23 protein-coding genes, 1 pseudogene and 1 riboswitch are annotated in these 24,320 nt (G+C 66.2%); of the genes and pseudogenes, 7 read left to right on the plus strand and 17 right to left on the minus strand.

The window, feature by feature from the left end:
- Nucleotides 1-63 precede the first annotated feature (63 nt).
- The 5 genes from guaA to ACOZ9V_RS14035 all read right to left on the minus strand — a co-directional run bounded on the left by guaA (nt 64) and on the right by ACOZ9V_RS14035 (nt 5,414).
- Nucleotides 64-1,647, minus strand: a complete 1,584-nt coding sequence (guaA, locus tag ACOZ9V_RS14015; RefSeq protein ID WP_139908708.1) for a glutamine-hydrolyzing GMP synthase — start codon at nt 1,645-1,647, stop codon at nt 64-66.
- Nucleotides 1,648-1,817: 170 nt separating this feature from the next.
- Entirely contained in the window at nt 1,818-2,255 is a 438-nt protein-coding gene (locus ACOZ9V_RS14020; protein WP_139468416.1) for a DUF3817 domain-containing protein, read from the minus strand.
- Between the two features lie 2 nt (nt 2,256-2,257).
- Entirely contained in the window at nt 2,258-3,184 is a 927-nt protein-coding gene (locus ACOZ9V_RS14025) for an SURF1 family protein (protein WP_258041729.1), read from the minus strand.
- Nucleotides 3,185-3,239: 55 nt separating this feature from the next.
- Nucleotides 3,240-4,373, minus strand: coding sequence for a GuaB3 family IMP dehydrogenase-related protein (locus ACOZ9V_RS14030; protein WP_139468415.1), 1,134 nt, complete (start codon nt 4,371-4,373; stop codon nt 3,240-3,242).
- A gap of 135 nt (nt 4,374-4,508) precedes the next feature.
- Nucleotides 4,509-5,414 carry a LysR family transcriptional regulator gene (locus ACOZ9V_RS14035; RefSeq protein WP_434590990.1) on the minus strand — a complete coding sequence of 302 codons (906 nt, stop codon included), beginning with the start codon at nt 5,412-5,414 and terminating at the stop codon, nt 4,509-4,511.
- A gap of 190 nt (nt 5,415-5,604) precedes the next feature.
- On the opposite strand from ACOZ9V_RS14035, the gene ACOZ9V_RS14040 reads away from it, so the two are divergent.
- On the plus strand, nt 5,605-6,330 hold the full coding sequence (locus ACOZ9V_RS14040) for a LysE family translocator (protein ID WP_434590993.1): 726 nt from the start codon (nt 5,605-5,607) through the stop codon (nt 6,328-6,330).
- 91 nt (nt 6,331-6,421) lie between these two features.
- Here ACOZ9V_RS14040 and ACOZ9V_RS14045 read toward each other — a convergent pair whose 3' ends face one another.
- The 4 genes and pseudogenes from ACOZ9V_RS14045 to panB form a co-directional block, all read right to left on the minus strand.
- A complete protein-coding gene (locus tag ACOZ9V_RS14045; RefSeq protein ID WP_229664244.1) occupies nt 6,422-7,195 on the minus strand; it encodes a mechanosensitive ion channel in 774 nt (257 codons plus the stop codon).
- Nucleotides 7,196-7,464: 269 nt separating this feature from the next.
- Nucleotides 7,465-7,863, minus strand: a pseudogene (locus ACOZ9V_RS14050) (mechanosensitive ion channel); the annotation flags it as partial.
- Between the two features lie 169 nt (nt 7,864-8,032).
- Nucleotides 8,033-8,944, minus strand: a complete 912-nt coding sequence (gene panC, locus ACOZ9V_RS14055) for a pantoate--beta-alanine ligase (RefSeq protein ID WP_181272467.1) — start codon at nt 8,942-8,944, stop codon at nt 8,033-8,035.
- Nucleotides 8,944-9,930 (minus strand): 3-methyl-2-oxobutanoate hydroxymethyltransferase, encoded by a 987-nt coding sequence (gene panB, locus ACOZ9V_RS14060; protein ID WP_219922536.1) that lies wholly within the window; start codon nt 9,928-9,930, stop codon nt 8,944-8,946. The genes panC and panB overlap by 1 nt, the downstream gene beginning before the upstream one ends.
- 316 nt (nt 9,931-10,246) lie before the next feature.
- Between panB and nadA the strand changes: the two genes are divergently transcribed.
- The 6 genes from nadA (at nt 10,247) to ACOZ9V_RS14090 (ending at nt 16,212) form a co-directional block, all read left to right on the plus strand.
- Complete coding sequence (gene nadA, locus ACOZ9V_RS14065; protein ID WP_181272466.1) at nt 10,247-11,530, plus strand: quinolinate synthase NadA; 1,284 nt, start codon at nt 10,247-10,249, stop codon at nt 11,528-11,530.
- Nucleotides 11,530-13,161: an L-aspartate oxidase gene (gene nadB / locus ACOZ9V_RS14070; protein WP_181272465.1), complete on the plus strand. Its 1,632-nt coding sequence runs from the start codon at nt 11,530-11,532 to the stop codon at nt 13,159-13,161. The genes nadA and nadB overlap by 1 nt, the downstream gene beginning before the upstream one ends.
- Entirely contained in the window at nt 13,155-14,006 is an 852-nt protein-coding gene (gene nadC / locus ACOZ9V_RS14075) for a carboxylating nicotinate-nucleotide diphosphorylase (protein WP_434590999.1), read from the plus strand. The genes nadB and nadC overlap by 7 nt, the downstream gene beginning before the upstream one ends.
- Nucleotide 14,007: 1 nt before the next feature.
- Nucleotides 14,008-15,237, plus strand: a complete 1,230-nt coding sequence (locus ACOZ9V_RS14080) for a cysteine desulfurase family protein (protein WP_434591001.1) — start codon at nt 14,008-14,010, stop codon at nt 15,235-15,237.
- A 128-nt stretch (nt 15,238-15,365) separates the two neighbouring features.
- Nucleotides 15,366-15,581 (plus strand): hypothetical protein, encoded by a 216-nt coding sequence (locus ACOZ9V_RS14085; protein WP_139468407.1) that lies wholly within the window; start codon nt 15,366-15,368, stop codon nt 15,579-15,581.
- A gap of 106 nt (nt 15,582-15,687) precedes the next feature.
- On the plus strand, nt 15,688-16,212 hold the full coding sequence (locus ACOZ9V_RS14090; RefSeq protein ID WP_434591004.1) for a DUF1648 domain-containing protein: 525 nt from the start codon (nt 15,688-15,690) through the stop codon (nt 16,210-16,212).
- A 6-nt stretch (nt 16,213-16,218) separates the two neighbouring features.
- On the opposite strand, the gene ACOZ9V_RS14095 is transcribed toward ACOZ9V_RS14090, so the two are convergent.
- The 8 genes from ACOZ9V_RS14095 to ACOZ9V_RS14130 form a co-directional block, all read right to left on the minus strand.
- The gene (locus ACOZ9V_RS14095; protein WP_434591006.1) at nt 16,219-16,959 is read right to left on the minus strand and encodes a TenA family protein; all 741 of its coding nucleotides are present in this window, start codon (nt 16,957-16,959) and stop codon (nt 16,219-16,221) included.
- A 101-nt stretch (nt 16,960-17,060) separates the two neighbouring features.
- Nucleotides 17,061-17,930: a bifunctional hydroxymethylpyrimidine kinase/phosphomethylpyrimidine kinase gene (thiD, locus tag ACOZ9V_RS14100; RefSeq protein ID WP_052239995.1), complete on the minus strand. Its 870-nt coding sequence runs from the start codon at nt 17,928-17,930 to the stop codon at nt 17,061-17,063.
- Nucleotides 17,927-18,685, minus strand: a complete 759-nt coding sequence (gene thiE, locus ACOZ9V_RS14105) for a thiamine phosphate synthase (RefSeq protein WP_434591009.1) — start codon at nt 18,683-18,685, stop codon at nt 17,927-17,929. The genes thiD and thiE overlap by 4 nt, the downstream gene beginning before the upstream one ends.
- Nucleotides 18,682-19,596, minus strand: coding sequence for a hydroxyethylthiazole kinase (locus ACOZ9V_RS14110; protein WP_434591012.1), 915 nt, complete (start codon nt 19,594-19,596; stop codon nt 18,682-18,684). The genes thiE and ACOZ9V_RS14110 overlap by 4 nt, the downstream gene beginning before the upstream one ends.
- A riboswitch (TPP riboswitch) is annotated at nt 19,584-19,717 on the minus strand. Its footprint overlaps the gene before it by 13 nt.
- Before the next feature lie 151 nt (nt 19,718-19,868).
- Complete coding sequence (locus tag ACOZ9V_RS14115) at nt 19,869-21,080, minus strand: sugar ABC transporter permease (protein WP_434591015.1); 1,212 nt, start codon at nt 21,078-21,080, stop codon at nt 19,869-19,871.
- Entirely contained in the window at nt 21,077-21,901 is an 825-nt protein-coding gene (locus tag ACOZ9V_RS14120) for an ATP-binding cassette domain-containing protein (protein WP_434591018.1), read from the minus strand. The genes ACOZ9V_RS14115 and ACOZ9V_RS14120 overlap by 4 nt, the downstream gene beginning before the upstream one ends.
- 96 nt (nt 21,902-21,997) lie before the next feature.
- Nucleotides 21,998-23,092 carry a substrate-binding domain-containing protein gene (locus ACOZ9V_RS14125; RefSeq protein ID WP_139468400.1) on the minus strand — a complete coding sequence of 365 codons (1,095 nt, stop codon included), beginning with the start codon at nt 23,090-23,092 and terminating at the stop codon, nt 21,998-22,000.
- A gap of 92 nt (nt 23,093-23,184) precedes the next feature.
- On the minus strand, nt 23,185-24,282 hold the full coding sequence (locus ACOZ9V_RS14130) for a LacI family DNA-binding transcriptional regulator (protein WP_434591022.1): 1,098 nt from the start codon (nt 24,280-24,282) through the stop codon (nt 23,185-23,187).
- Nucleotides 24,283-24,320 lie beyond the last annotated feature (38 nt).

Consider the following 24,320-nt stretch of genomic DNA (forward strand, 5'->3'; position numbering starts at 1 on the left):
GGCCGCCTCGAGGAGGGTGTCCGCACGTTCACACGCGCAGTGCCCCTCAACGGTCGCGGAGGATCACTCCCATTCGATCGTGCCCGGAGGCTTCGAGGTGACGTCGAGGACGACGCGGTTGATGTCGTCGACCTCGTTGGTGATGCGGTTGGAGATCACGGAGAGCACATCGTAGGGGATGCGCGTCCAGTCGGCGGTCATCGCGTCCTCGCTCGAGACCGGGCGCAGCACGACGGGGTGGCCGTAGGTGCGGCCGTCGCCCTGGACGCCGACGGAGCGGACATCGGCCAGGAGCACGACCGGGCACTGCCAGATCTCTCCGTCGAGGCCGGCCTTCGTCAGCTCTGCGCGGGCGATCGCATCGGCCTTGCGCAGGATGTTCAGGCGCTCCTCGGTGACCTCGCCGATGATGCGGATGCCCAGTCCGGGGCCGGGGAACGGCTGGCGGGAGACGATGACCTCGGGCACGCCGAGTTCGCGGCCGATGGCGCGGACCTCGTCCTTGAACAGGGCGCGCAGGGGCTCGATGAGCTGGAACTGGATGTCATCGGGCAGGCCGCCGACATTGTGGTGGCTCTTGATGTTCGCGGTGCCCGATCCACCGCCGGATTCGACGACGTCCGGGTAGAGGGTGCCCTGGACGAGGAACGCGATCTCTTCGCCCTCGCCTTCCTGAGCCTCGAGCACGAGGTCGGCGGCAGCAGTCTCGAAGGTGCGGATGAACTCGCGGCCGATGATCTTGCGCTTCTCCTCCGGGTCGGTGACCCCCGCGAGCTGGGACAGGAACTGCTCACGCGCATCGACAGTGACCAGGCGGACGCCGATCGAATCAACGTAGTCCTTCTCGACCTGGACGCGTTCGTCCTGACGCAGCAGCCCATGATCGACGAACACGCAGGTGAGCTGGTCGCCGATGGCCTTGTGGACGAGAGCTGCGGCCACGGAGGAGTCGACTCCGCCGGACAGACCGCAGATGACCTTCTTGTTGCCGACGCGGGCGCGGATGAGTTCGACCTGCTCGTCGATGACGGATTCGTTCGTCCAGTCGGCGGTGAGGCCGGCGACGTTGAACAGGAAGTTCTCGAGGATCTTCTGCCCGTTCTCCGAGTGGAGGACCTCGGGGTGCCACTGCACGCCGGCGAACCTCTTCGCCGCGCATTCGAAGGCCGCGACGGGGGTGTCCGGGGTGGAGGCGAGGACGTCGAAGCCGTCGGGCGCCTCGGCGACGGAGTCCCCGTGGGACATCCAGACCTTGTAGTTCTCAGGGGTCTCGGCGAGCAGCGAGCCGGTCTGGGACACGGAGACCGGGGTCGATCCGTATTCGCGCTTGTCGGTCTTGGCCACGCGCCCGCCGAGTGCGGTCGACATGAGCTGGAAGCCGTAGCAGATGCCCATCGTGGGCACTCCGAGGTCGAACACGGACGTGTCGAAGCTCGGGGCGCCGGCGTCGTTGACGCTCGAGGGTCCGCCGGAGAGCACGATGGCCACGGGGTTCTTCGCGGCGAATTCGGACGCCGGGGCGTCGTGGGCGATGATCTCCGAGTACAGGCCGGCTTCGCGGATGCGGCGCGCGATGAGCTGGGCGTACTGGGCGCCGAAATCGACGACGAGGACGGGGGGCACCTGCGTGCTCTGAGATTGCGTCATGATCCAATTCTAAGCGTCGGCGACCAGACGCCCGAATTCGGGTCGTGCTCCCTTCGCAGGGCGGATGCGCACGTGTCGGCGGACCGCCTCGGCGAGGGTGGGCCGGGCCGGTTTCGCCGCCGCGGATGACCGCGGGTCGGCGGGCCGCCTCGGCGAAGGTGGGGTCCCTCTTAGGACTTGGGGGCGACGACGACGGCGGCTTCGAGCTCGGCGTCGACCTGACGGTGGATGCGGCGCTCGAGGATGAACGACATCACGGGCACGACTCCGGCCAGGGCGAGGATGAGGTAGCGGCCGAGCGTCCAGCGCATCTGCTGGTTGAGCCAGAAGCAGCCGATGAGGTAGACCACGTAGCACCAGCCGTGGCAGATCGCGATGGCTGCGGCGAGGTTGAAGCCGCCGAAGTTCAGGGCCGTCTCGGCGTCCGCGGCGATGAGGTACTTGTAGATCATCTCGACCGTGAGGATGAGCAGCATCGTACCGGTGATGAGCGCCATCACGCGGTAGAACTTCAGCGCGTTGCGGGCCGAGGTGAAGCGTTTGACGCTCCACACGTTGTTCTCGTCGAAGTCGGGGCGGGAGTCCAAGGACTCGTGTTCTTCGCTCACGCTCAGTTTCCTCCGGTCGTGCGGGTGTCAGTGTTTCGGGCATCGGCGTTCTTGCTTCGTTTCCTGCCGGGCTTGGCGCCTCCGTGGCGGTGGGCCGGCAGTCCGGTGAGTCCGGACATCACCTCGGGGTCGATGGTCGCGTCGCCCGCGGGTTTGACGACAACATACTCGACGCTCTTCTCCGAATCATGGGAATCCTCGCCGAGGCGGCGCCGGAGGTAATCATCGCGCAGCAGCTGGAACCACATGTAGAGGGCCATGGCCGCGAAGATGATCCATTCGAGAGCGTAGACCGCCGACTGCAGATCGAATCCGCCCTCGTCGCGTGTCGTCGTAGTCGGAACCTGTGCGAGACCGTCGGTGCCCACCGAGGCGGCGGCACCGGTGGCCTTCTCCGGGATGAGGAATCCGGAGTAAGTGAGCAGGTCGGGGAACAGGTTGACGATCTGCGAGGTCGAGACCGTGTGCACCTGCCCCTCGGGCAGATCGTTGCCCTCGACGGGGCCCTCGATCGGTCCGATGCGCGCGGTCAGCTCGACCTGACCGTCCCTGGCCTCCGACGTCATCGCCGTGTCCTCGTCGGTGGTGAAACCGCGGACGACGGGGATCGCAATCGTCTTCTCGTCGGCGTTCGCGGCCTCGACGCCTTCACCGAGGTGACCGCCGTCCGGGGCGAACATCGTCACGACCCAGTACCCGGTATCGCCGTCCTGGACGCGTCCGGGAACGACGATCTGAGCATCGGGGATCCAGTGTCCTGACAGGCTGACCCGCTGGTCGGCGAGGATGCCGGGCATCGGAGCCTGGGCATCCATGACGTCGTTGAAGTCCTTGAGCTCATCGACTCCGGAGGACGCAGCGACGTCGTTCTTGTGCTGGGCCCGGTCGACCTGCCACGCGGAGAGTCCGACGAAGCAGGTGACGAGCACCAGGACGAGGAGCAGGGACCCCAGCCATTTGGGAGTCAGTGCCAGGCGGAACAGTTCAGACCACCGAACCAGTCTGGTAGGGCGAGACGGTGACGTCGACGCGCTGGAATTCCTTGAGATCGAGGTAACCCGTGGTCGCCAGTGCCCGACGCAGGGCGCCGGCGAGGTTGAGTTCGCCGATCGCGGTGCGGCCGGGGCCGAAGAGCACCTGCTCGAGGCTGCCGACGGTGCCGAGTTCCACACGGTGTCCGCGTGGCAGATCCGGGTGATGGGCTTCGGCGCCCCAGTGCATTCCGCGGCCGGGAGCTTCGGTCGACCTGGCCAGGGCGGTGCCGAGCATGACGGCATCGGCGCCGACCCCGAAGGCCTTGACGATGTCGCCGCTGGTGCCGAGTCCGCCGTCGGCGATGACATGGACGTAGCGGCCGCCGGATTCGTCCATATAGTCCCGCCGGGCGGCGTGGACGTCGGCGACGGCCGTGGCCATCGGCGCGTGGATGCCCAGAGTCTTGCGGGTCGTGGCTGCCGCTCCCCCGCCGAAGCCGACGAGGACGCCGGCGGCACCGGTGCGCATGAGGTGCAGGGCCGCGGTGTAGGTGGCGGCTCCGCCGACGATGACGGGCACATCGAGTTCGTAGATGAACTGCTTGAGGTTGAGCGGTTCGGTGTGGGTCGAGACGTGCTCGGCCGAGACCGTGGTGCCGCGGATGACGAAGATGTCGACTCCGGCGTCGACGACCGTCTTGTAGAACTCCTGGGTCCGCTGCGGGGTCAGAGCACCGGCGACGGTGACTCCGGCTTCGCGGATCTGCTCGAGGCGAGCGGTGATGAGTTCGGCTTGGATGGGTGCGGAGTAGAGCTCCTGCATCCGGGAAGTCGCCATCTCGGCCGGCAGCTGGGCGATTTCAGCCAGCTGCGGGGTGGGGTCCTCGTACCGGGTCCACAGACCTTCGAGGTCGAGAACGCCGAGTCCGCCGAATCGGCCGAGCGCGATGACGGTCTCCGGGGACATGGCCGAGTCCATGGGGGCGCCGATGAAGGGCAGCTCGAACTGGTAGGCGTCGATCTGCCAGTTCAGGGACACGTCTTCGGGGTCACGGGTGCGCCGAGCGGGGACGATGGCGATGTCGTCGAGCGAATAGGCGCGACGGCCGCGCTTGCCTCTGCCGATTTCGATTTCAGAACTCACCCCAACAGCCTATCCCACCACCCTTGGCGCAAGGTCTCAGCCCACTATGAGGAACAGCGCATCTCCCCTCCCAGGACTACCCGACGGCGGCCCAGCAACCTGGCGCCAGGTTGCTGGGCCGCCGTCGGGTAGCAATTAGAGGGTGGCGAGGTGAGACTCGACCGCTTTCGACGTGGCTGCGGCGAAGGCGCGGACGTGGGGTAAGTGCGCGTCTTTGTCGCGGATGTGCATGACGACCCGGCGCATCGGGACGGGGTCGGTGAGGTCGACGGCGACGAGGCCGGGCGGCAGCTGCAGAGTCGAGAGCCGTGGGAGGACCGTGATGCCCATGTTTGAGGCGATGAGGGCCAATGCCGCGAAGTCGTCCTCGCAGGCGGCGAAGCTTCTGCGTTCGAATCCGGCCGCGGCGCACGCATGGTCGACGACCGTGCTCGAGGGGCCGGCCCACATGTCGTAGTCGACCCAGTGCTCGTCCTCGAGGTCGATGAACGGCACGGACTCACGGCCTGCGAATCGGTGCCCCTCTTCGACGACGACCCGATAGTCGTCGTCGAAGAGCGGGATGCGCGTCATCTCCGGCAGATGGTTCTCCCCGTCCTGCGGAGCCTCGGCGCGGATCTCGATGAGGCAGTGCCCGCGGCGGTTCTTCGCCGGTTCGTTGAGCTGGATGTCGAAACGCAGATCCGGATGTTCCAGGGCCACAGCATCGATGATGCCCGGCAGCAGGCGCGCATTGAATGAAGTGAACGCCGCGATCCGCAGCCGGGGCCTGCTGACGCTGCGGAAGCCTTCGACCAGATCGTCGAGGCGGCCGACCGCAGTGAAGACCTCCGCCGAATCATCGGCCAGACGCCGGCCGAGCTCGGTGATCTCGATGCCGCGCCCCGACCGCCGGTAGAGCGGCGCCCCGACGGCCTTCTGCAGCGTGGTGATGTGCTGACTGACGGTCGCCGGTGTGTAGTTGAGATTCTTCGCCGCGTCGACCACGGAACCGGTGGCCGCGACGGCCCGCCACACCCGCAGACGATTGAGATCCCACATGCCTCCAAGAGTAGCCGCTGAGCGCCGGATAAATCATTAGGCACTGCCTGATGATCATTCGTGATCAATTGCTTTTCTCGATTGATCGGTTCCGGCAGAATGGTGTTCGTTCCCGATGCCATCGAACGATGCCCCGAGACACCCATGCACCATCCCCGCTGACCATTCCCATCACCCCCGAAGGAGTGCCGTGACCGGACCCGAGATCCTCACCATCACCGGAGCAGCGGCCGCGCTTGCCGTTACCCCCGGACCTGAGACGATCCTGACGATCCGCCTGTCCTCGCTGCGCCGCAAGGCCGGACTCGTCTATGCGCTCGGCACGGCCACGGGCACCGTGATCTGGATGGTCCTCGCGCTCACCGGCGTCTCCGCACTGCTGACCCTCTATCCGGCTGCCGTGCAGGTGCTCAAGATCGGCGGCGGCCTCTATCTGTGTCTCCTCGGCGTCCTCGCCGGTCGGCAGGCGCTTCGCCTGCGCCGGGAGCTGAAGGCCGCCGAGGCGACCGACCGCCCCACTGCGAACGCCATCCCGTCCGCGTCGACCGCCCCCGACTCCCCCGACGGGCCCGTGACCGAGATCGCTCACGTCATGGAGTCGACCTCGTGGGGCCACTTGCGCTCGTTCGTGTCGTATCGCCGCGGCATCATCTCGTCGCTGTCCAACCCGAAGGTCGGCCTGTTCTTCCTCGCGATCCTGCCGACCCTCGTCCCTGCTTCCCCGACCGGCATCGACTACACCGTGCTCGTCGCCCTGATCCTCGGCGTGCTTCTGTCGTACCAGCTTGTCCTCGCATGCCTGGCCAGTCTCGCGGCATCGGCGATGGCCCACCGCAGCGCCGACTTCTTCATCGAAGCCGCCTCCACGCTCATCCTGCTCAGCATCGGCATCGCCGTCATCGCGATCCCCATCTGAGCCGCGGTTGCCCGGAAAACAAGATAAGGGCGGGGCACCGAGGTCGATCCTCGGTGCCCCGCCCCTTTCGGTTCGGTGGGCAGACCCTCACTCAGCTCTCATTCGCCGAGGAGGCTCCCCCGTTCCCGCTGCCACCTCCGTCAGTGCGCGTTCCGGTCCCCGGTGCGCCGCTGTCCACGGCGTCCGGGTTCGTCTTTTCGGCCGTCTCGGCAAGGTCGACCTTGTCGAGCATCTTCGCGGCCGCCTCTCGTCCGCCGAGGCCGAAGGCCAGAGCGGCCGCTGCGGCACCGCCGATGACGACGGCTCCGAAGGCGAGGTTGATGATCGAATCGGCCAGGCCCATGTAGCGCAGGCCCATGGCGATGAACAGGGCGATCGCCGAGTAGCGCAGCACCTTGCTGGCGAGGTTGCTCGTGATGAACTTGCCGATGATCGCAGCGATGAGGAATCCTGCGGCGATGATCGCAGCGCCGAAGAGCACGCTGCCGCCGAGGTCGAGGATCTCGTTGAGGATGTTCGTGATCTCGGGGAATCCGAGCATCCGGGCGGCCATGATCGCGAAGAAGATCATGATCGCCACCTGCACGAGGCGGGTGATCACGTTGGAGGCGCTGATGCCTTCGGGCACGATCCCGATCTCGTTGATGGCTTTGTCGGTGCCGATGCCCTGGAGGATCTGTTCGAGCAGATTGCCGAGGAACTTGGCGATGACTAAGCCGATGGCCAGCAGGATGCCGGCGGCGATGATGAGCGGGATCGCGTTGAGGAAGATCTGTAGCATCTGCTGGGCAGGCTCCGAGATCGCCTTGATGCCGAGGACCTGCAGCGCCGAGATCGCAACGACGATGATGATGATTCCGAACACCAGGTTGCCGATGAGGTTCGAGATCTTCGCGTTCGCCTCGCGTTCGGGTTCGGTGCATGACCGGGGTGTCCGCCCTGCGGCGGCATACCCTGCTGCCCCTGCGGCGGCATGCCCTGCTGACCCTGTGCGGCGTACTGCTGAGTGGCGTCGGGATGCGGTTGAGCATTTCCGGCGCCCTCGGCCACTCCGGTGGCTTTGTCGCCGAGCGAGCGGAACTTCGACGTCAGCTTCGTCAGATCCACGGCGTTGAGAGCGGTCTGGACGAGCTGTTTGGCGATCTTCGCGAAGACATAGCCGATGAAGAAGATGAATCCCGCGCCGATGATATTGGGCAGGAATCCGAAGATTCCATCGAGCAGACCCTGCAGCGGAGTCAGCACCTGATCGAGCTTGAACAGCTGGAGCACGGTGATGAGTCCGAGCAGCCAGATGCCGAGACCGGCGATCTGCCCGACCGACTTTCCGATCTGCTGACCATTGCTTCCATCGCGTTGAAGTGCGGGAACCTTGGTGACGAGTTTGCCGATCGCCCATTTGACGATGGCGGCGAGAATCCAGGTGACAATGAGAATGACGATTGCCAGTCTGACTTTCGTCAGGACCGACCAGATATCCAGATCTCGCATGTCGCCTATCTCCTTCGAACTCAGCGAATCGGCAAGTTTCATTTTCTCTTGCTGATTTTGAGTCTATTCTCAGCGAACACTGAGAACAAGGGCCCGGCGACTGATAGCCGACATTTGAAACCACAGTTGTCGATGATTCTCGATCGGTTACATATGCATATGTCGATCGCTCAACAGAATCTTCACAAACTCATCACAATTGCGTACCGCGTCAGAATTCCAGCGGCAGATTGTCGATGAGATGAGTCCCACCGACCGTCGCGGAGACGAGCAGCAGAGCCGATCCCGTGAAGTCCGGCGGGCACGGCCGCAGGGTCGCGGCCTCGACGAGACTGCAGTAGACGATCTCGAGATCCCCACGTTCAGCAGCCGGCTCCAGCTCGGCGAGCGCGGCCGCCTCGACGGCAGCGGGCAAGCCAGCAGAGATACCACTGGTGCCGGCCCCAGAGCCAGAACCGCCACCGATGCCGGACTCCGCCGCCCCACGGCCTCGCTCGGCCACCTCGGAGGCGGCGGTGAGAGCCCGTGGAATCGCCAGAGCACGGGCACGGTCGTCCGGCGCCAGGTAGGAGTTGCGGCTCGACATGGCCAGCCCGTCGGCGTCCCGGACGACGGGTAGGCCGATGAGTTCGATATCGAAGTTGAGGTCGGCGATCATGCGTTTGACCAGGACGAACTGTTGGATGTCCTTGAGGCCAAATACCGTGACGTCGGGGGCGATGAGGGTGAAGAGCTTCGCCACGACGGTGAGCACGCCGTCGAAGTGCCCGGGCCTGGCCGCGCCTTCGAACACGGCCCCCATGCGCCCGGCGACGACTCGCACTTCGGGTGCGGACGGGTATAGCTCGGCCAGCGCCGGGGCGAAGACGAAGTCGACTCCGGCCTCTTCGCACTTCCTTAGATCCTCTTCGATCGGCCTCGGGTACTGGACGAAGTCCTCGTCGGCACCGAATTGGAGCGGATTGACGAAGATCGAGGCCACGACGAGTTCGGACTCTGCGCGTGCACGTGTCATGAGTGCCTGATGCCCGGAGTGCAGGGCGCCCATCGTCGGGACGAGACCGATGCGGCCCGACTGCTCGGCCCGCCACCGGCGCAGTGCCTGGATGCCGCCGACCTCCATCAGTCGAAGCTCCTCTCGGGCTCGGGGAAGACCCCGGACTTCACTTCGTCGACATAGGTGCCGACCGCCTCGGTGAGCACGGAATGCAGGTCTGCGTAGCGCTTGACGAAGCGCGGGGCCTTCCCCGTACGCAGGCCCGCCATGTCCTGCCATACGAGGACCTGGGCGTCGCAGTCCGCACCGGCGCCGATCCCGACGGTGGGGATCGTCAGTTCGGATGTGACCTGGCCGGCCAGCCCGGAGGGCACCATCTCCATGACCACGGAGAAGGCTCCGGCTTCGGCCACGGCGCGGGCATCGTCGAGCAGGGCGCTGCCTGCGTCGCCGCGGCCCTGGACCTTGTAGCCGCCGAGGTTGTGCTCGGCCTGCGGGGTGAAGCCGATGTGCGCCATGACCGGGATCCCCGCCGTCGTGATCGCCTTGATCCGCGAGGCCATCCGCGCCCCGCCCTCGAGTTTGACCGCGTGGACTCCGGCTTCCTTCATGAACCGCACGGCCGTGGCCACGGCCTGTTCATCGGAGATCTCGTAGCTGCCGAATGGAAGGTCGGCGACGATGAGCGCCCGGCTCGTCGCCGAGGCGACTGCTCTGGCCAGCGGGATGAGTTCGTCGACGGTGACCGGCAGGGTCGTCGTGTGGCCATAGACATTGTTCGCCGCCGAATCGCCGATGAGCAGGGCCTCGACACCGGCCTGCTCGAACAGGGCCGCCGTGTACTGGTCGTAGCTGGTCAGCATCGCCCACCGCCGGCCTTCGGCCTTGGCCTTGATGAGATCGAGGGTCCGGATTCGCCGAGTCGGCGCTGCCGGTGCGGACACCGGACCGCCGTACGGGGCTGGTTGTTCCGCCGAGGCGGCCCCTGCCGTCGCGTCGGGGCTGGCCGGGGCGCCGAGGCCGGCCGGGGCATTGTCACCGGCAGCAGCGTTGCCCGCGATGCCGGTGGTGGAGGGGGAGGTGAACTGGTTCGAGTGTGCCGCTTCGGGCATGAGAATCCTTCAGATATGCGATGTCGTCGGTGCCGGCGCGGGCGGGGCGAGACCGACGCTTCGGTCCGAAGCCTCGGTGACTCTCACGGGGGCGCCCACCGCAGTGCGCATCGACTCGGATTGCGAGCCAGACCACAGCCTATTGCATCCCCCGGCGCAGAGCCATCGCCGGCGAGTTGTACATCGCCCGCCGACAGGATTAAGCTCAAATCTGCGCAAAGAAATAAACGCACAATTGCGCAAAAGATTTCGGGCGGCTCTCACCACGTGCGAGGCACTTCAGGCACGGGTCCCGCCCACCGAGCGAAGGACGATGATGACCACAACAGCTTCGATCGAACTCACCCTCAAGGACATCTCTGCCTCGGGAGCGAACGACGAAATGTGCTCGACGGACCTGCTCGATGCCCCGTGGGATGTCGACGAACGTCCCGGCTACGGTCCCGGTTCCTCGATGGCCGACCCGATTCCGGTCGCCGCCCCACGTCAGGGCGATATCCCCGAGGAGTACAAGCAGGCCGCGCCTGAGGAGCTCGATGCCCGCATCCGCGCCGCCAAGGCCGCCCTCGGCGATCGTGTCGTCATGCTCGGCCACCACTACCAGCGAGTCGAGGTCGTCGAACACGCCGACTACATCGGCGACTCGTTCATGCTCGCCCAGGCCGCCCAGAACCATCCGGAGGCCGAGGCCATCGTCTTCTGCGGCGTCCACTTCATGGCCGAGACCGCCGACCTGCTGTCGAAGCCGGAGCAGTCGGTCATCCTGCCCAACCTCGCCGCAGGCTGTTCGATGGCCGATATGGCCAGCATCGACCAGGTCGAAGACTGCTGGGAGCAGCTCGCCGAGGTCTTCGGCACCGAAGCCGATGCCGACGGTCGCGTCCCGGTCATCCCCGTCACCTACATGAACTCCTCGGCCGCGATCAAGGGCTTCTGCGGCCGCAACGGCGGAATCGTGTGCACCTCGTCGAACGCCGAGGTGGTTCTGGAATGGGCGTTCGAACGCGGGCAGCGGGTCCTGTTCTTCCCCGATCAGCACCTGGGCCGCAACACCGCGGTGAACATGGGCATCGGTCTCGACGAGATGCCGCTGTGGAACCCCGCCAGGCCAATGGGCAACAACGACGAGCAGACGCTGCGTGAGGCTCGGGTCATCTTGTGGCAGGGATTCTGCTCCGTGCACAAACGCTTCACCCCCGCCCAGATCGACAAGGCCCGCACTGAGCACCCGGACGTGCGCGTGATCGTTCACCCCGAATGCCCGCGTGAGACCGTCGAGGCCGCCGATGAGGCCGGATCGACCGCGTACATCACGAAGGCCATCGAACAGGCGACCGAACCGACGACGTTCGCCATCGGCACCGAGATCAACCTGGTCCAGCGGCTGGCCGCCGAACACCCTCAGCACGAGATCTTCTGCCTCGACCCCGTCATCTGCCCGTGCTCGACGATGTACCGCATCCACCCCGGCTATATCGCCTGGGTCCTCGAATCGCTCATCGACGGACAGGTCGTCAATCAGATCTCCGTCGACGCCGAGGTGGCCGAACCTGCCCGTGTGTCCCTGGAGCGGATGCTCGCCGCGAAGCCGCGGATCTGATGAGCCGCGTCATCGTCGCAGGCTCCGGGATCGCGGGGCTGACCGCGGCACTGCACCTGTCCGGCCGCCACACGGTCACGCTCGTGACGAAGGGCCGCCTCGGCGAGTCGAACACCGAGTGGGCGCAGGGCGGCATCGCCGGTGTCATCGGACCCGACGACACGGTCGATTCCCATATCGCCGATACGCTCACGGCCGGCGCCGGGCACTGTGATCCGGAGGCCGTGCGCTCCCTGTGCGAAGCCGGTGGGGACGCGATCGTCTCCCTCGCCGAGGCGGGGGTGGACTTCGACACCGATCCGACCGGAGCCTGGGCCAGGGGTATAGAAGGGGCGCATTCCTATCCGCGCATCTTCCATTCCGGAGGTGATGCGACCGGTCGGGCGATCAGCACCGCCCTGGCGCAGAAGCTGCGCACCGAAGTCGCCGCAGGGCGAATCACCCTCCTCGAGGACACGATGCTCGTCGACATCCTCACCACCGACGCCCACGAGCGCCGACAGGGTCGAGCCACCGGAGTCGCCACAGCCACCGGAGTCACCGTGCTCCGCGAAGGCCGCGTCGCGGCCCTGGCTGCTGATGCGATCGTGCTGGCCACCGGCGGTGTCGGGCAGCTCTTCGCACACACGACGAACCCGGCAGCTGCCACCGGAGACGGTTTGGCCGCTGCCATTCGCGCCGGTGCTAAGGTCTCCGATCTCGAGTTCTTCCAGTTCCACCCCACCGCCCTTCCAGGTCCCGGTTTCCTCATCTCCGAGGCCGTCCGCGGGGCCGGCGCTCTCATCCTCGACGAGCACGGCCACCGGTTCATGACTGACATCGATGATCGCGCCGAGCTCGCTTCTCGTGATGTCGTCGCACTCGCCCTGCACCGTCGCCAGGCGGCTCAGGACGGACGCCCGTGCTTCCTCGATGCGCGGGCCGTCCCGGATGTGCAGGCGACGTTCCCGAGCATCACCGCCGGTCTGGCCGCTCACGGTCTCGATCTGTCCCGGGACCTCATCCCCGTCACTCCCGCCGCCCACTACTTCATGGGCGGGGTGACCACGGATCGCGATGGTCGCACGAGCATCCACGGAGTCTTCGCTATCGGCGAGGTCGCGTGCACCGGCGTGCACGGAGCCAATCGGTTGGCCTCGAACTCTCTGCTCGAAGGCGCGGTCTTCGCCGCCCGCGCCGCCGCGGCGATCGACGCGCTGCCGGTCAACAGAGACCATGAACTCCCACTCCCCCAGTCCCGTTCACTCCACCAGACGGCACTGACACGAACCGAGCTGCAGGACCTGACCTGGGCTCATCTCGGCGTGGAGCGCACCGCCACGGGCCTACGGACCCTGCTCGACCGCCTCGGTGACGGTGCCCGCAACGACGGGACCCGCAATGCCGGCACCTCCGCCAACCGTGCCCACAACGCCGATGATCACCCCACCACCCCAGCTGCGGCCCTCGCCGACGCACTCGAGACCGCGAATCTCGCCCTCATCGCCGAACATATGGCTCGGCATGCCCTGGCCCGCGAGCACAGCCTCGGCGCGCATACCCGCACGGATACGACACTCACGCCGTCGACGACCGCGCCGTCCACCGCCACTCCGCCCACCGCTCTGCTTCAGGAGGCCTCCGCATGCTGACCGCTTCAACCATCGATTCCGCACTGCGCACAGCCCTTGACGAAGACGCTCCCTGGGGCGATATCACCGGCGAAGTCTTCATCCCTGCCGCCGCCTCGGCGAGGGCCGAGCTGCGTGCCCGCGAAGACGGGGTGCTCGCCGGAATCGAGGTCTTCGCCCGAGCCTTCGCACTCGTCGACCAGAGTGTCACGGTCGACCTCGCTGCCGCCGACGGAGACGCTTTCACCGCAGGTCAGGTGCTTGCCACGGTCGCCGGTCCCGCTCGGGCGGTGCTGCAGGCCGAACGGATCGCGTTGAACTTCTGCCAGCGCATGAGCGGAATCGCCGCCCAGACCCGCGCCTATGTCGATGCCGCCGCCCGGCGGGCGCGCATCGTCGACACCCGCAAGACGACTCCGGGGCTGCGCGCGTTCGAGAAGCACGCCGTCGTCTGCGGCGGCGGGCACAACCACCGCTTCGGCCTCTCCGACGCGGTCATGGCCAAAGACAATCACCTCGCCGTGCTCACCGGAGCCGGGCTCAGCGTCGCCGAGGCGATCCGCACCGCCCGGGCCCGTCTGCCGCATACGACGATGATCGAGGTCGAAGTCGACCGGCTCGACCAGGTGCCCGCAGTGCTCGACGGCGGCGCCGATATCATCATGCTCGACAACTTCACCCCGGCACAGCTGCGCGAAGGCGTAGAACTCGTGGGCGGCCGCGCCGTCGTCGAAGCCAGCGGCAACGTCACCCTGGAGACGATCCCGGAGATCGCCGCCACCGGCGTCGACGTCATCTCCTCGGGCGCGCTGACCCACAGCGTCCGCGCGATCGACCTCGGTCTCGACCTCTCCCTCGAGGCCTGAGATGACCGGGCGCCTCTACCTCGACACCGCGGCCGCGGCCCCCGTGCGCAGGGAGGCCCTCGAAGCCGCTTGGCCGTATCTCGCCGGGGCGTTCGGCAACCCCTCGAGCCATCACGAATTCGGTCGCGGACCTGCCGAAGCCCTCGCCGATGCCCGTGCTCGCGTGGCGAAGGTGCTTGGCATGCGCGCCACGGACATCACGTTCACCAGTGGCGGCACCGAGGCGGACAACCTCGCAATCATCGGCATGGCCCTCGGGCATCAGACCCAGGGTCGGGCCCTGGGTCGTGCTCAGACCCAGGGTCGGGCGGGGACCGCGATGCCGCCTCGGCGACATATCGTCACTTCCCCCATCGAACACGAAGCGGTGCTCGCCTCGGTGGAGTTCCTGACCCGCGTCCACGGATTCACCGTCACCGAGGTGGCCCCGACCTCCGATGGGACGGTGACCCCCGAAGCCCTCACGGCGGCGATCCGCCCGGACACCGTGCTTGTGAGCGTGGGTTATGCGAACAATGAGATCGGCACCGTTGCGGACGTTCCGACCCTGGCCGGAATCGCCCATGAGGCCGGTGCCCTCTTCCATACAGACGCCGTGCAGGCGGCCGGGTGGCTGCCGCTGACCGGGTTGGGCGTCGATGCGCTCAGTCTGGCCGGGCATAAGGTCGGGGCGCCGAAGGGCATCGGTGTGGCCGCGATCCGCGCCCGCGTCCCCGTCGAACCACTCATCCACGGCGGCGGGCAGGAGTCGGGCCGACGATCGGGCACGGAGAACGTGGCTTTGGCCGTTGCGTTCGCCACGGCACTCGAACTCGCCGAGGCGGATCGGCATGAGGCCGCCGATCGTGTCCGAGCCATCCGCGATGAGTTCATCTCCACAGTGCTCAGCCATGTCCCCGGGTCGTTTCTGACGGGCGCGGCGGGCACGGCCGGCCCTGACGGCCGGGCGACTCGGACTCCGAATCATGCGTCGTTCTGCTTCTCGAACACCTCCGGCGAGGCAGTGCTGCTCGAGCTCGAACGCCTCGGGGCGACGGCCTCGAGCGGTTCCGCCTGTGCGGTCGGCTCCGATGAGCCCTCCCATGTGCTCACGGCCTTAGGGGTCGCGCCCGAGGTCGCGCAGACGAGTGTGCGCTTCACCTTCCCGTCCTCGATCACCCCCGACCAGGGACGAGCGGCCGCCCGAGCCGTCATCAGCGCTGCCGAGAGCCTCGCCTCGTCCTTTGCATGAACGGCGTCTCACACCCGAGTTGATTTTGATCACCTTCACGCTCACAAGGTGGGATAGCCCTATCTTTCTCTGTATTTTGGGGCGAGACTGAAAGAGAGGCATTCGTATCAGGATGTGAGGGGGCCGCCATGGATCTTTTGATTCTGTTCATGATCGCAGTGATGTTTGCGACCGTTGTGTTCTTCATCGGTCGGTTCGCCTGCCCGAAGCACGACCGAGTGCCCCTCATCGAGGTCGATCACGTGCTTCTGTGGACGACTCTGCGCCGCGGTTGGCATGCTCTCGGATCGTTCGGTCCGCTCACTCATTACCCGGATGACCCTTATGGAGCCTCCCGCGCCTGAGGCTCCGTCGCCTCAGTCGGTGTGAACCTGCGTCGTCTCCGTAGGACCGATCCTGCCGGACAATCGCCACGGTTGGGCTGCTCACCGGTGTGGTTAGAGTGGCACCATGCCTTTCTCTGCACAGCCGCACCGTAACCCACCGAGTGAGATCGCCGCGCTCATCTTCGCGGTCGCCTCAATCCTCGTCTTCCTCGGCGTCTGCGTCTGGTTCTGGGGACAAGCGCCCGATAACGTGGCCACCCACTTCGACTCCGGCGGTCAGCCCGATGACTGGACGTCGAAGGCCGGTCTCCTCGGGATCTTCGTGCCCGTAGGCGTCGGTCTGCCCGTTCTCATGTCGATCCGAGCGCTGTTCGAGAAGTTACCGGCCTCGCTCATCAATGCCCCGCATAAGGAGTATTGGCTCGAGCGCGACGAGAAGACCTACCTCCTCGACTGCCTCATGGAGCTGCTGCGCTTCACCGCGGGACTCACCGCGCTGCTCATCGCCGCCATCCTCGTCATCATCGCGGAGGCAGCGCGTTCGGCGACGATGTCGGAATGGCTGACTTTCGTGCCGACGGCCATTTTCCTCGCCGCCACGGGGCTCGCCGTGTGGCGTTTCTACCGCAGACTCACCCCACCGAGGTGACCGCGCTCAGACGGTGACTTCCTGGGGCAGGAACACGGAGACGTCCCAGTTCTGCATGGCGTGCGCCGAGGCCCAGAAGTGGAGTTCGAAGACGCAGGCCTGCTCGAAGGCGGCGCGCATGCGGGCGGCTTCCTCGCTCGGGGCCTTAGCGAGTTCCTGTTCGAGGATCTGCACGGCGTGGCGGGTCGATTCGTCGAAGTCTGGTGAATCGTAGGTCTGCACCCAGGTGCGGTAGGGGTGGTCGTCGGCCATCTGCCCGGCCCGGTCGACAAGCACCTTGCCCATATGCGCGTACACCCAGAAGCAGGGCAGGACTGAGGCGACGCCTTCGCCGTAGGAACGGCTGGCGGCCGTGGCGACGAGGAAGGACACGTAACCCAGCGTCGTCGGGGAGGCCTTGAAACGGGAGCCTTCCGCGGTGAGTTCTTCCAGCGCCGAGGCGAGTCGGGCATCGGCGAGCAGCTCTCCGTGCATCTCCTCTTCGACGGTGATCGCCTCAGCGGCGGATCCGGCCCAGAATCGGGATTCGTCACGGTCGACGGTCTTCGCGGCCAGGAACGACATGGCCTTGGCGTATCCGTTCAGGTAGAGGCTGTCCTGCGAGATGTAGTTGACGAAGGCCTTCGGATCGAGGCTGCCGTCGGCGAGCTGGGCGAGGAACGGCAGCTCTTCGATCTGCTTGACGATGGGGCGGACACGGTCCCACAGCTGGGTGGTCAATGGGCCGGCGGTGTAGGTGACGGTCATGGGAACTCCTTTGTGCTCGTGTGACGTGGTGGTTCGGATGACGTGGTGGAACGAGTGAGTTGGCGGTTCGCGTGAGGTGGTGGTCAGGCGGGATGGATACGTCAGGCGGGTCGACCGCGGACGATGTCGACCTGGTGGTCGACGGGTCCGTGGGCGCCCTCTGGATTCAGGCTCAGCTGCCAGTCCGCAGCCGAGGTGAGAGCGCGAGCAAGATAATCGAGGGCATTGCCGACGGCCTCGCCGAGGATGTCCGACCCGATCTCTGTGCGTTCGCGGCCGAGGACAGCCACCTCGGCGGTGATCGCGGCTGACAGAGTGCACCCGGTTCCGTGCGTGTTCATCGTCGTCACGCGGGGGTGGGTGAACTCGCGGACCTGGCCATCGGCGGTGGCGAGGATGTCGATGACCTCGTCCTCGCTGCCGTGCCCGCCCTTGAGCAGGACAGCTCCGGGGCCGCGTTCGAGCAGGCGCCGAGCCTGGTCACGCATGGCTTCAGTCGTCTGCGCTTCGGGTTCGTCGTCGGAGATCAGCAGGGCCGCCTCGGGGAGGTTGGGGGTGATGAGGTCGGCGACCGGCAGCAGGTGGGTGCGCACGGCCTCGACGGCATCGGTCTCGAGGAGGCGGTGGCCGGAGGTCGCGATCATCACCGGGTCGACGGTATAGAAGCCGAGCCGGCCTTCGGCGGCGCGATCGACGACGAGTTCGACGAGGTCACGGCTGCCGAGCATCCCCGATTTCGTCGCATCGACGGGCAGGTCGCCGAGCACGGAGTCGAACTGATCGGCGACGAAATCGACGTCGATCGGATAGACGCGGGACACACCGTGCGTGTTCTGCGCGACGAGGGCGGTGATGACGGTCGTGCCCATGGTCTTCCGCGCGGTGAAGGTCTTGAGGTCGGCATGGATTCCGGCACCGCCGGAGGGATCGGTGCCGGCGATGGACAGGGTGATCGGCGGGCGGGTTGTCACTGTGCACTCCCGGCGTATGCGGCGAGCAGCTCCTCTGCTGCCGTCTTCGGATCGTCGGCCATGCAGATCGCCGAGACCACGCAGATCCCGATCAGCCCACGTCCCTGCAGGTCAGGGGCACGATCGGCGTTGATGCCGCCGATCGCGACCGCGGGGATGCCCGCTTCTGCGACCAGTTCCCCGAGGCGGTCCGGTCCGATTCCGCCGGGGGCGTCTGCTTTCGTGGAGGTGTCAAAGACCGGTCCGATGCCGACGAGGTCGACGACTCCGGAGTCTCGGGCGGCGGCGAATTCGTCGCTGTTCGCGGCCGAGAGACCGATGAGCGGTTCCGCACCCAGGGCGGCGCGCACCTCGGCGACGGTGGTGTCAGTTTGGCCGACGTGGATGTGCACGTTCTCGCCTTCGTCGATGAGGCGGCGGGCCACCTCGACGCGGTCGTTGAGGACGACGGGGACCGTGCGGTCGGTGTCGCGGGTGGCGGCGTCGACGGCGGCGATGACCTGGCGGGTGAGCGAATAGAAGCCTGCATCGTCGATGTCTTTGTCGCGGACCTGGACGATGCCCACTCCCCCGGCGACGGCGGCCTGCACGGTTTCGGCGACGCTGCGGCCGGCGGCCTCGCATTGCGCGGAGTCGGTGACGAGGTAGAGGCGCGTGTCGATTCCGGCGAAGCGGTCGGCCGAGCCGTCTCGGTCGTTCGCGGTCGCGCCGTCGTCAGCCGGGTTGTCGGCGATGTGGGCGGATCCGGCGGTCATGCCTGGACGCCTTCGCCGGCGGTGAGCGTGTCGAGGCCGATTCTCGCCTGTGCGAGTCGGTCACCGTCGACGGTGTGGAGTGCGTCGAGAAAGTTCACCGAGTAGCTGCCGGACCCCTTCGCACCATCGGCGGCGAGTTCCCCGGCGACCGCGAAGTGGGCGTGGGCGGCGACGACGGCTTCGAACTTCGCCGAGGCGTCCCCACCGTTCGCGGACTGCTCAGTGGCGTTGACGGCTGAGACGTCGGCGTCGGGGTCGGCGAGTCCGGCTCGGGCGGCGGCCAGGTAGGCGACGGTGACGGCACCGAGTGAGCAGCCGGTGCCGATGACGAGCGGCATGAACTCATGTCCACCTGAGATGCGGGCGACGTGGTCAGTGCCGTCGATGTGGGCGACGACGGCATCGGTGGGTCCGGAGACGGCGACGATGGCACCGGTCTCTCGGGCCAGCTTCGCGGCAGCGGGTAGGACGGCGTCGACTTCATCGGTGGAGTCGACTCCACGACCACCGAGTCCGACTCCGGCGAGTGCGGCGATCTCGGAGGCGTTGCCGCGGATGGCGGTCGGGTGATCGGCGGCGGCGCGGCGGATGCGGGAGGTGCGGAAGTCGACGGCGCCGACGCTTACGGGGTCGAGGACCCAGGGTTTTCCGGCGGTGTTGGCGACGTCGATGGCGGCATCGGCGGCGAGCAGCTGGTGGTTCGAGGCGGTTCCGAAGTTGACGAGGATTCCGCTGGCGATCCCGGCAAACTGACCGGCGTCTGCTTCGTGATCGAGCATTGCCGGGGAGGCGCCGATGGCCAGGAGCACGTTGGCGCTGAACTGCTGCACGACGGTGTTCGTGATGCACTGGATGAGTGGATTGCTTGCGCGCAGACGCGCATTCGCAGAACGCAGGTCGAAGTCAACCATGACGATCCCTTCGCTAGTATGGCCCAGATCAGGTTCGATGGGTGTTCTCTCAGCCTCGGTGTCCTCCGTGCGCAGCGTCTTGGTGCGAACGGATCCTCATGAGGCACCCCATGTCATTGGCTCCGACTGTATCAGCCCGGTCGGACACGGGCGACTCCATACTCTGCTTGGATGCTCAGCACCGACCGCTCGACTCAACGTCGCTGTATCAAGCTATGCATTGCGCGCTCGACGCTAAGGCGAGCGGTCGGCAGAGAGAGCTTAACGCCCCACTACCCGCGCCCGACGTACCTCTGACCGCGGCGGCTGAGCGCATCGATGACAACTGCGGTGAGCAGAACAAGTGCGGTGATGATCTGCTGTGCATCGGAGTTGAAGCCGATGAGGTAGAGACCGTTGTTGATCGCACCGACGACCAGAGCACCGAGCACGGCTGCCCAGGCGGTTCCGCGTCCGCCGAACAGCGAGGTGCCGCCGATGACAGCTGCAGCGATCGCATTGAGCAGGTCCTGCGTGCTCACCAGCGTCGATCCCGCATTTGTCGTCACACCGGTCTTGATGAAGCCGAACAATGCGGCCAGCACTCCGGCTGCCATGAACACGCTGATGCGCACCCAGGTCACGCGGATGCCGGCACGCCGTGCAGCTTCGACCTTGCCGCCGACGGCGTAGATGGAACGACCGTAGCGGGTCTTGCGCAGCACGAGGTCGATGATGATCGCAATGACGATCATGAGGAAGAAAGGCATCGCCAGACCGAAGTCCTGATTGACGAGGATGAGGAACCCGAACACGATCGCGGCCAGCAGCACGATCCGCACGATCACAGAGATCCAGCTCGGAGCGCTGAGACCCTCCCGGTGGCGGCGCAGCTTCGAATAGATGATGCCGCAGCCGAAGCCGATGATCGCGACGGCGCCGAAGATATAGGCCCAGATCGCAGGAAAGTAGAAGCTGGCGAAGTCGAAGGCGAAGGTGTCCGACATCGACAGGTTCTTCTGCGTGCCCAATGTCGTCAGAGTCAGACCGGTGAACGCGAGCAGACCGGCCAAGGTGACGACGAACGCCGGGATGCCGACGACGGCGAAGAACCAACCTTGAATCGCGCCGACGACTAGGCCGAGCAGCAGCATGATGACCAGCGCCAAGGCCGGCGGCACACCTTGCCTTACCACCAAGACACCGAGCAGCGAGGCGGCCAAACCGCCCAATTGCGCCAGAGACAGATCGATCTCGCCGAGGAGCAGGATGAGGTTGATGCCGAGAGCCAGGATCGCGAGGAACGCGACCTGAGTGGAGAGGTTGACTAGGTTGGCCGGAGAGATGAAGTTCGAGTCGGCCGACTGGAATACGATGACGATGACGATGAGTGCGAGGATGACCGGGAACGACCCCAGCTGCCCCTCTTTGACCCGGCGGACGAAGGTGCCGATCACGCCTTCGGACGAGATCCGCTCATCGGTGATGAAGGAATTGCGGGTCATCGACGCTCACCCCTCCGTGCGGCGCGTTTGGTCACGACATTGTCGCTGGCTCCGGTGATCGCGGCGACCAGCACATCGGTGCGCTCGTCACCGGGGAAATCACCGGCGTCCTTGCCCAGCCGCAGCACGTGCACCCGGTCGCACACCGCCTGCACATCGGCCATATTGTGGCTGACGAGCAGCACGCCGAGGTCGCGTTCTTTGAGCCGTTCGATGAGGTTGAGCACTTCGGCCGTCTGGGCGACGCCGAGTGCCGCCGTCGGTTCATCGAGCATGACCAAGGATGGTTCGCCGAGGAGGGACCGGGCGATCGCGACCGTCTGACGTTGACCGCCGGACAGGGCCGCGATCGGTACGCGCACGCTCGGGATCTTTGCCGAGAGGCTGCGCAGCAGCTCCCAGGATTTGGCTTCCATCGTCACTTCGTCGAGGACGCCGCCGCGGGTCTTCTCATGTCCGAGGAACAGGTTGGCCACCACGTCGAGGTTCTCGCACAGGGACAGATCCTGGAACACCGTGGCCACTCCGGCATTCTGTGCATCCTTCGGGGAGGAGAATCTCTGCGCCGTCCCGTTCATGATGAGTTCGCCGTCATCGGCGGCGTGGACTCCGGCGATGACCTTGATCAGGGTCGATTTGCCGGCGCCGTTGTCGCCGACGAGGCCGACGACTTCGCCGCGACCGACGCTGAGATGGATGTCGGTCAGGGCTTGGACTGCACCGAACCGTTTGTTGATTCCGCGCAGTTCGAGCACCGGCTCGCTGTCGCTGCCCAGCGTCCGCGTCGCCTCAGTTGCCGGGTCGGGTGTCTCTGATGTCATCTGTTCCTACTTGTCGCAGTCGTTGACCCCGGCAGCCGGCGACCGGTGGCGGTCGCCGGCTCGAGGTCGGTCACGTCAGATTGTGAACGCGCACGCTCACTTCACGCCGGCATCGGCACAGAGCTTCTCCACCTTGCCTGTGCAGATGTCCTCGGCCTTGATCTGGTCACCAACGATGTCTTTGATGGTGTCGGTGGTGACGACCTTGGCTTCGACGAAGTCCGTGGGGGTGTCCTTGTAGGTCGTGCCCGCGTCGACGTCCTCGCCTGCGGCCAGGGCCACGGCGGCTTTGGCGGCGAACTCGGCCTGCGGTGGGATCGACTTGTAGATCGTGGCGTACTGGTCACCCTTGAGGATGTTCTGCAGACCGTCGACCTCGGCGTCCTGACCTGTCACGACGGGTTCGACCTTGGCTTTCTTCGTTGCGGCGATGACGCCGCCGGCGGTGCCGTCGTTGGCAGAGTAGATCGCGATCGGCTTCTCGCCCTTGCCCTGCAGCTGACCTTCGACCCACTGGCGGGCGTCGTCGGGGTTCCAGTCGAGAGTGTCGTGGCTGGCGGCGATGTCCACGCCTGCGCCCTTGAGGGTCTCTTCGGCGCCGGCCTTGAAGTCCGCGGCGTTCGGGTCCTTCGGATCACCATTGACCATCCAGACCGGTCCCGATTTCGGGTCGACGCCGGCGTCTTTGAGCCCGTCGAGGACGGCCTGGCCCTGCAGGTTGCCGATCTTCTTGTTGTCGAACGAGGTGTAGTAATCCGCACCTTCGAAGAAGCGGTCGTAGGAGATGACCGGGATCTTCTTCGCTTCGGCTTTCGACAGCGCGGATGAGACTGCGGAAGCGTCGACGGGGTCGAGGACGATGGCGTCGACGCCTTCGGTCACGGCCGCCTCAACCTGTTGCTGCTGTTGAGTCGCGTCCTGATTGGCGTTGCGGTATTCGACCTTCGCGTCTGGGTTGGCTTCTTTGAGGTATTTCTCGAAGTTCGGCTTGTCGAGCGACTCGTACCGGGTGGTCTTCGACTCGGGCAGCAGCAGCGCGATGGTGACGTCCCCGTCGCCGCCGGATCCGCTGTCGGCCTCGTCGTTTCCCTGGCCCTTCTGATTGCCGCAGCCGCTGAGCGCAAGAGCGCCGATCGCGACGGAGGCACCGAGGAGCGCCAGCTTTTTGTGGGACTTAAGGTTGTGCCTCATTGTGAACCTTTCAATCTTTCTGACAACGTTGTCAGGCTGTTGAATATGATTCGCTGAACGCCGCCTGCTGTCAACTGTTTCGACAAAAATCTTCAGCGGGTGTCCGGCGGCTCTTCACCGCTGCCACGAGCGATGACGCACAGCGCATTGTCGAAATCGGGCACGCCGTCGTCGACTCGATCGCGCCGGTTCGCCTCCCCCGCAATCGGGCCATCCCCTTCGCCGAGGCGGTCCCCGCCCTCGCCAGCATCGCTGGGTTCGACACCGACCCGGAGTCGTCGGACCGCCTCGGCGGCGAGGGATCCGACGTTGCGATCGACGACGGTGACATCGAGGAGTTCGGCCGTGGGGAAATCGTCGATGCCGACCAGTGCCGGCCATTCGCCGAGGCGGCGGCAGGCGTCGATGGCACCTTGGGTCACTGTGGCGGACAGGGTGATCAGGGCTCCGGGTGCGCTGCGGGAACCGAGCCAGGCGGCGACGACGTTCTTCGCGCTGGCTTCGTCGTGGGCGTCTTCGCGCATATAGGCGCGCCAGCCGACGCCGCGGCGGCCGGCGATGGCGTCCTGGATTCCCTGCAGTCGGCGGGTGGTGATGAGGCTGGGCGAATGGTCGCCGATGACGCCGAGTGCCATGTGCCCGTGAGCGAGCAGCTGTTCGGCCGCGAGGCGTCCCGCCTCACGATCGTCGCCTGCGACGATGCTGATTCCAGGGCCTTCGACCGCTGGGTCGAGGGAGACGATTCGAGTGCCCGGCGCCGAGGCGGCTCGTGCGTAGGTCTCGGCCGCCTCGGGGTGGGCGCGGATGACGATGAGCCCGGTCAGGTCGTTGGCGAGGCATTCGTCGAGGAAGGCTTCCTCTCGGTTCGGGTCGTCACCGACCACGGTCACCACCGGGCGCAGGTCGAGGATTGCGAGCTCGGCTTCCACTGCGGCGAAGGCACGTGATTGGAAGGCGTCACCGGCGTCGGAGAGGACGACGCCGATATAGGGTGAGCGGCCTCCGGCACGCAAGCGTCTGGCCGTGGGGTTGAGGCGGAATCCGAGCTCTTCGGCGGCAGCTTCGACTTTCTCCGCCGTCGAGGCGGCAACGTGCTTTTCGCCGTTGAGGACGCGGGAGGCGGTTTTGATGCTCACGCCGGCACGCGCAGCGACCGTGGCCAGGGTCGGCCGATCGTTCTGCTTCGCCATGCGCACACCTTTGAGTCTGAGAACCGGTTCGTGAATCT

Source organism: Brevibacterium sp. 1718, assembly GCF_051131255.1.
GTDB classification, from domain to species: domain Bacteria; phylum Actinomycetota; class Actinomycetes; order Actinomycetales; family Brevibacteriaceae; genus Brevibacterium; species Brevibacterium sediminis.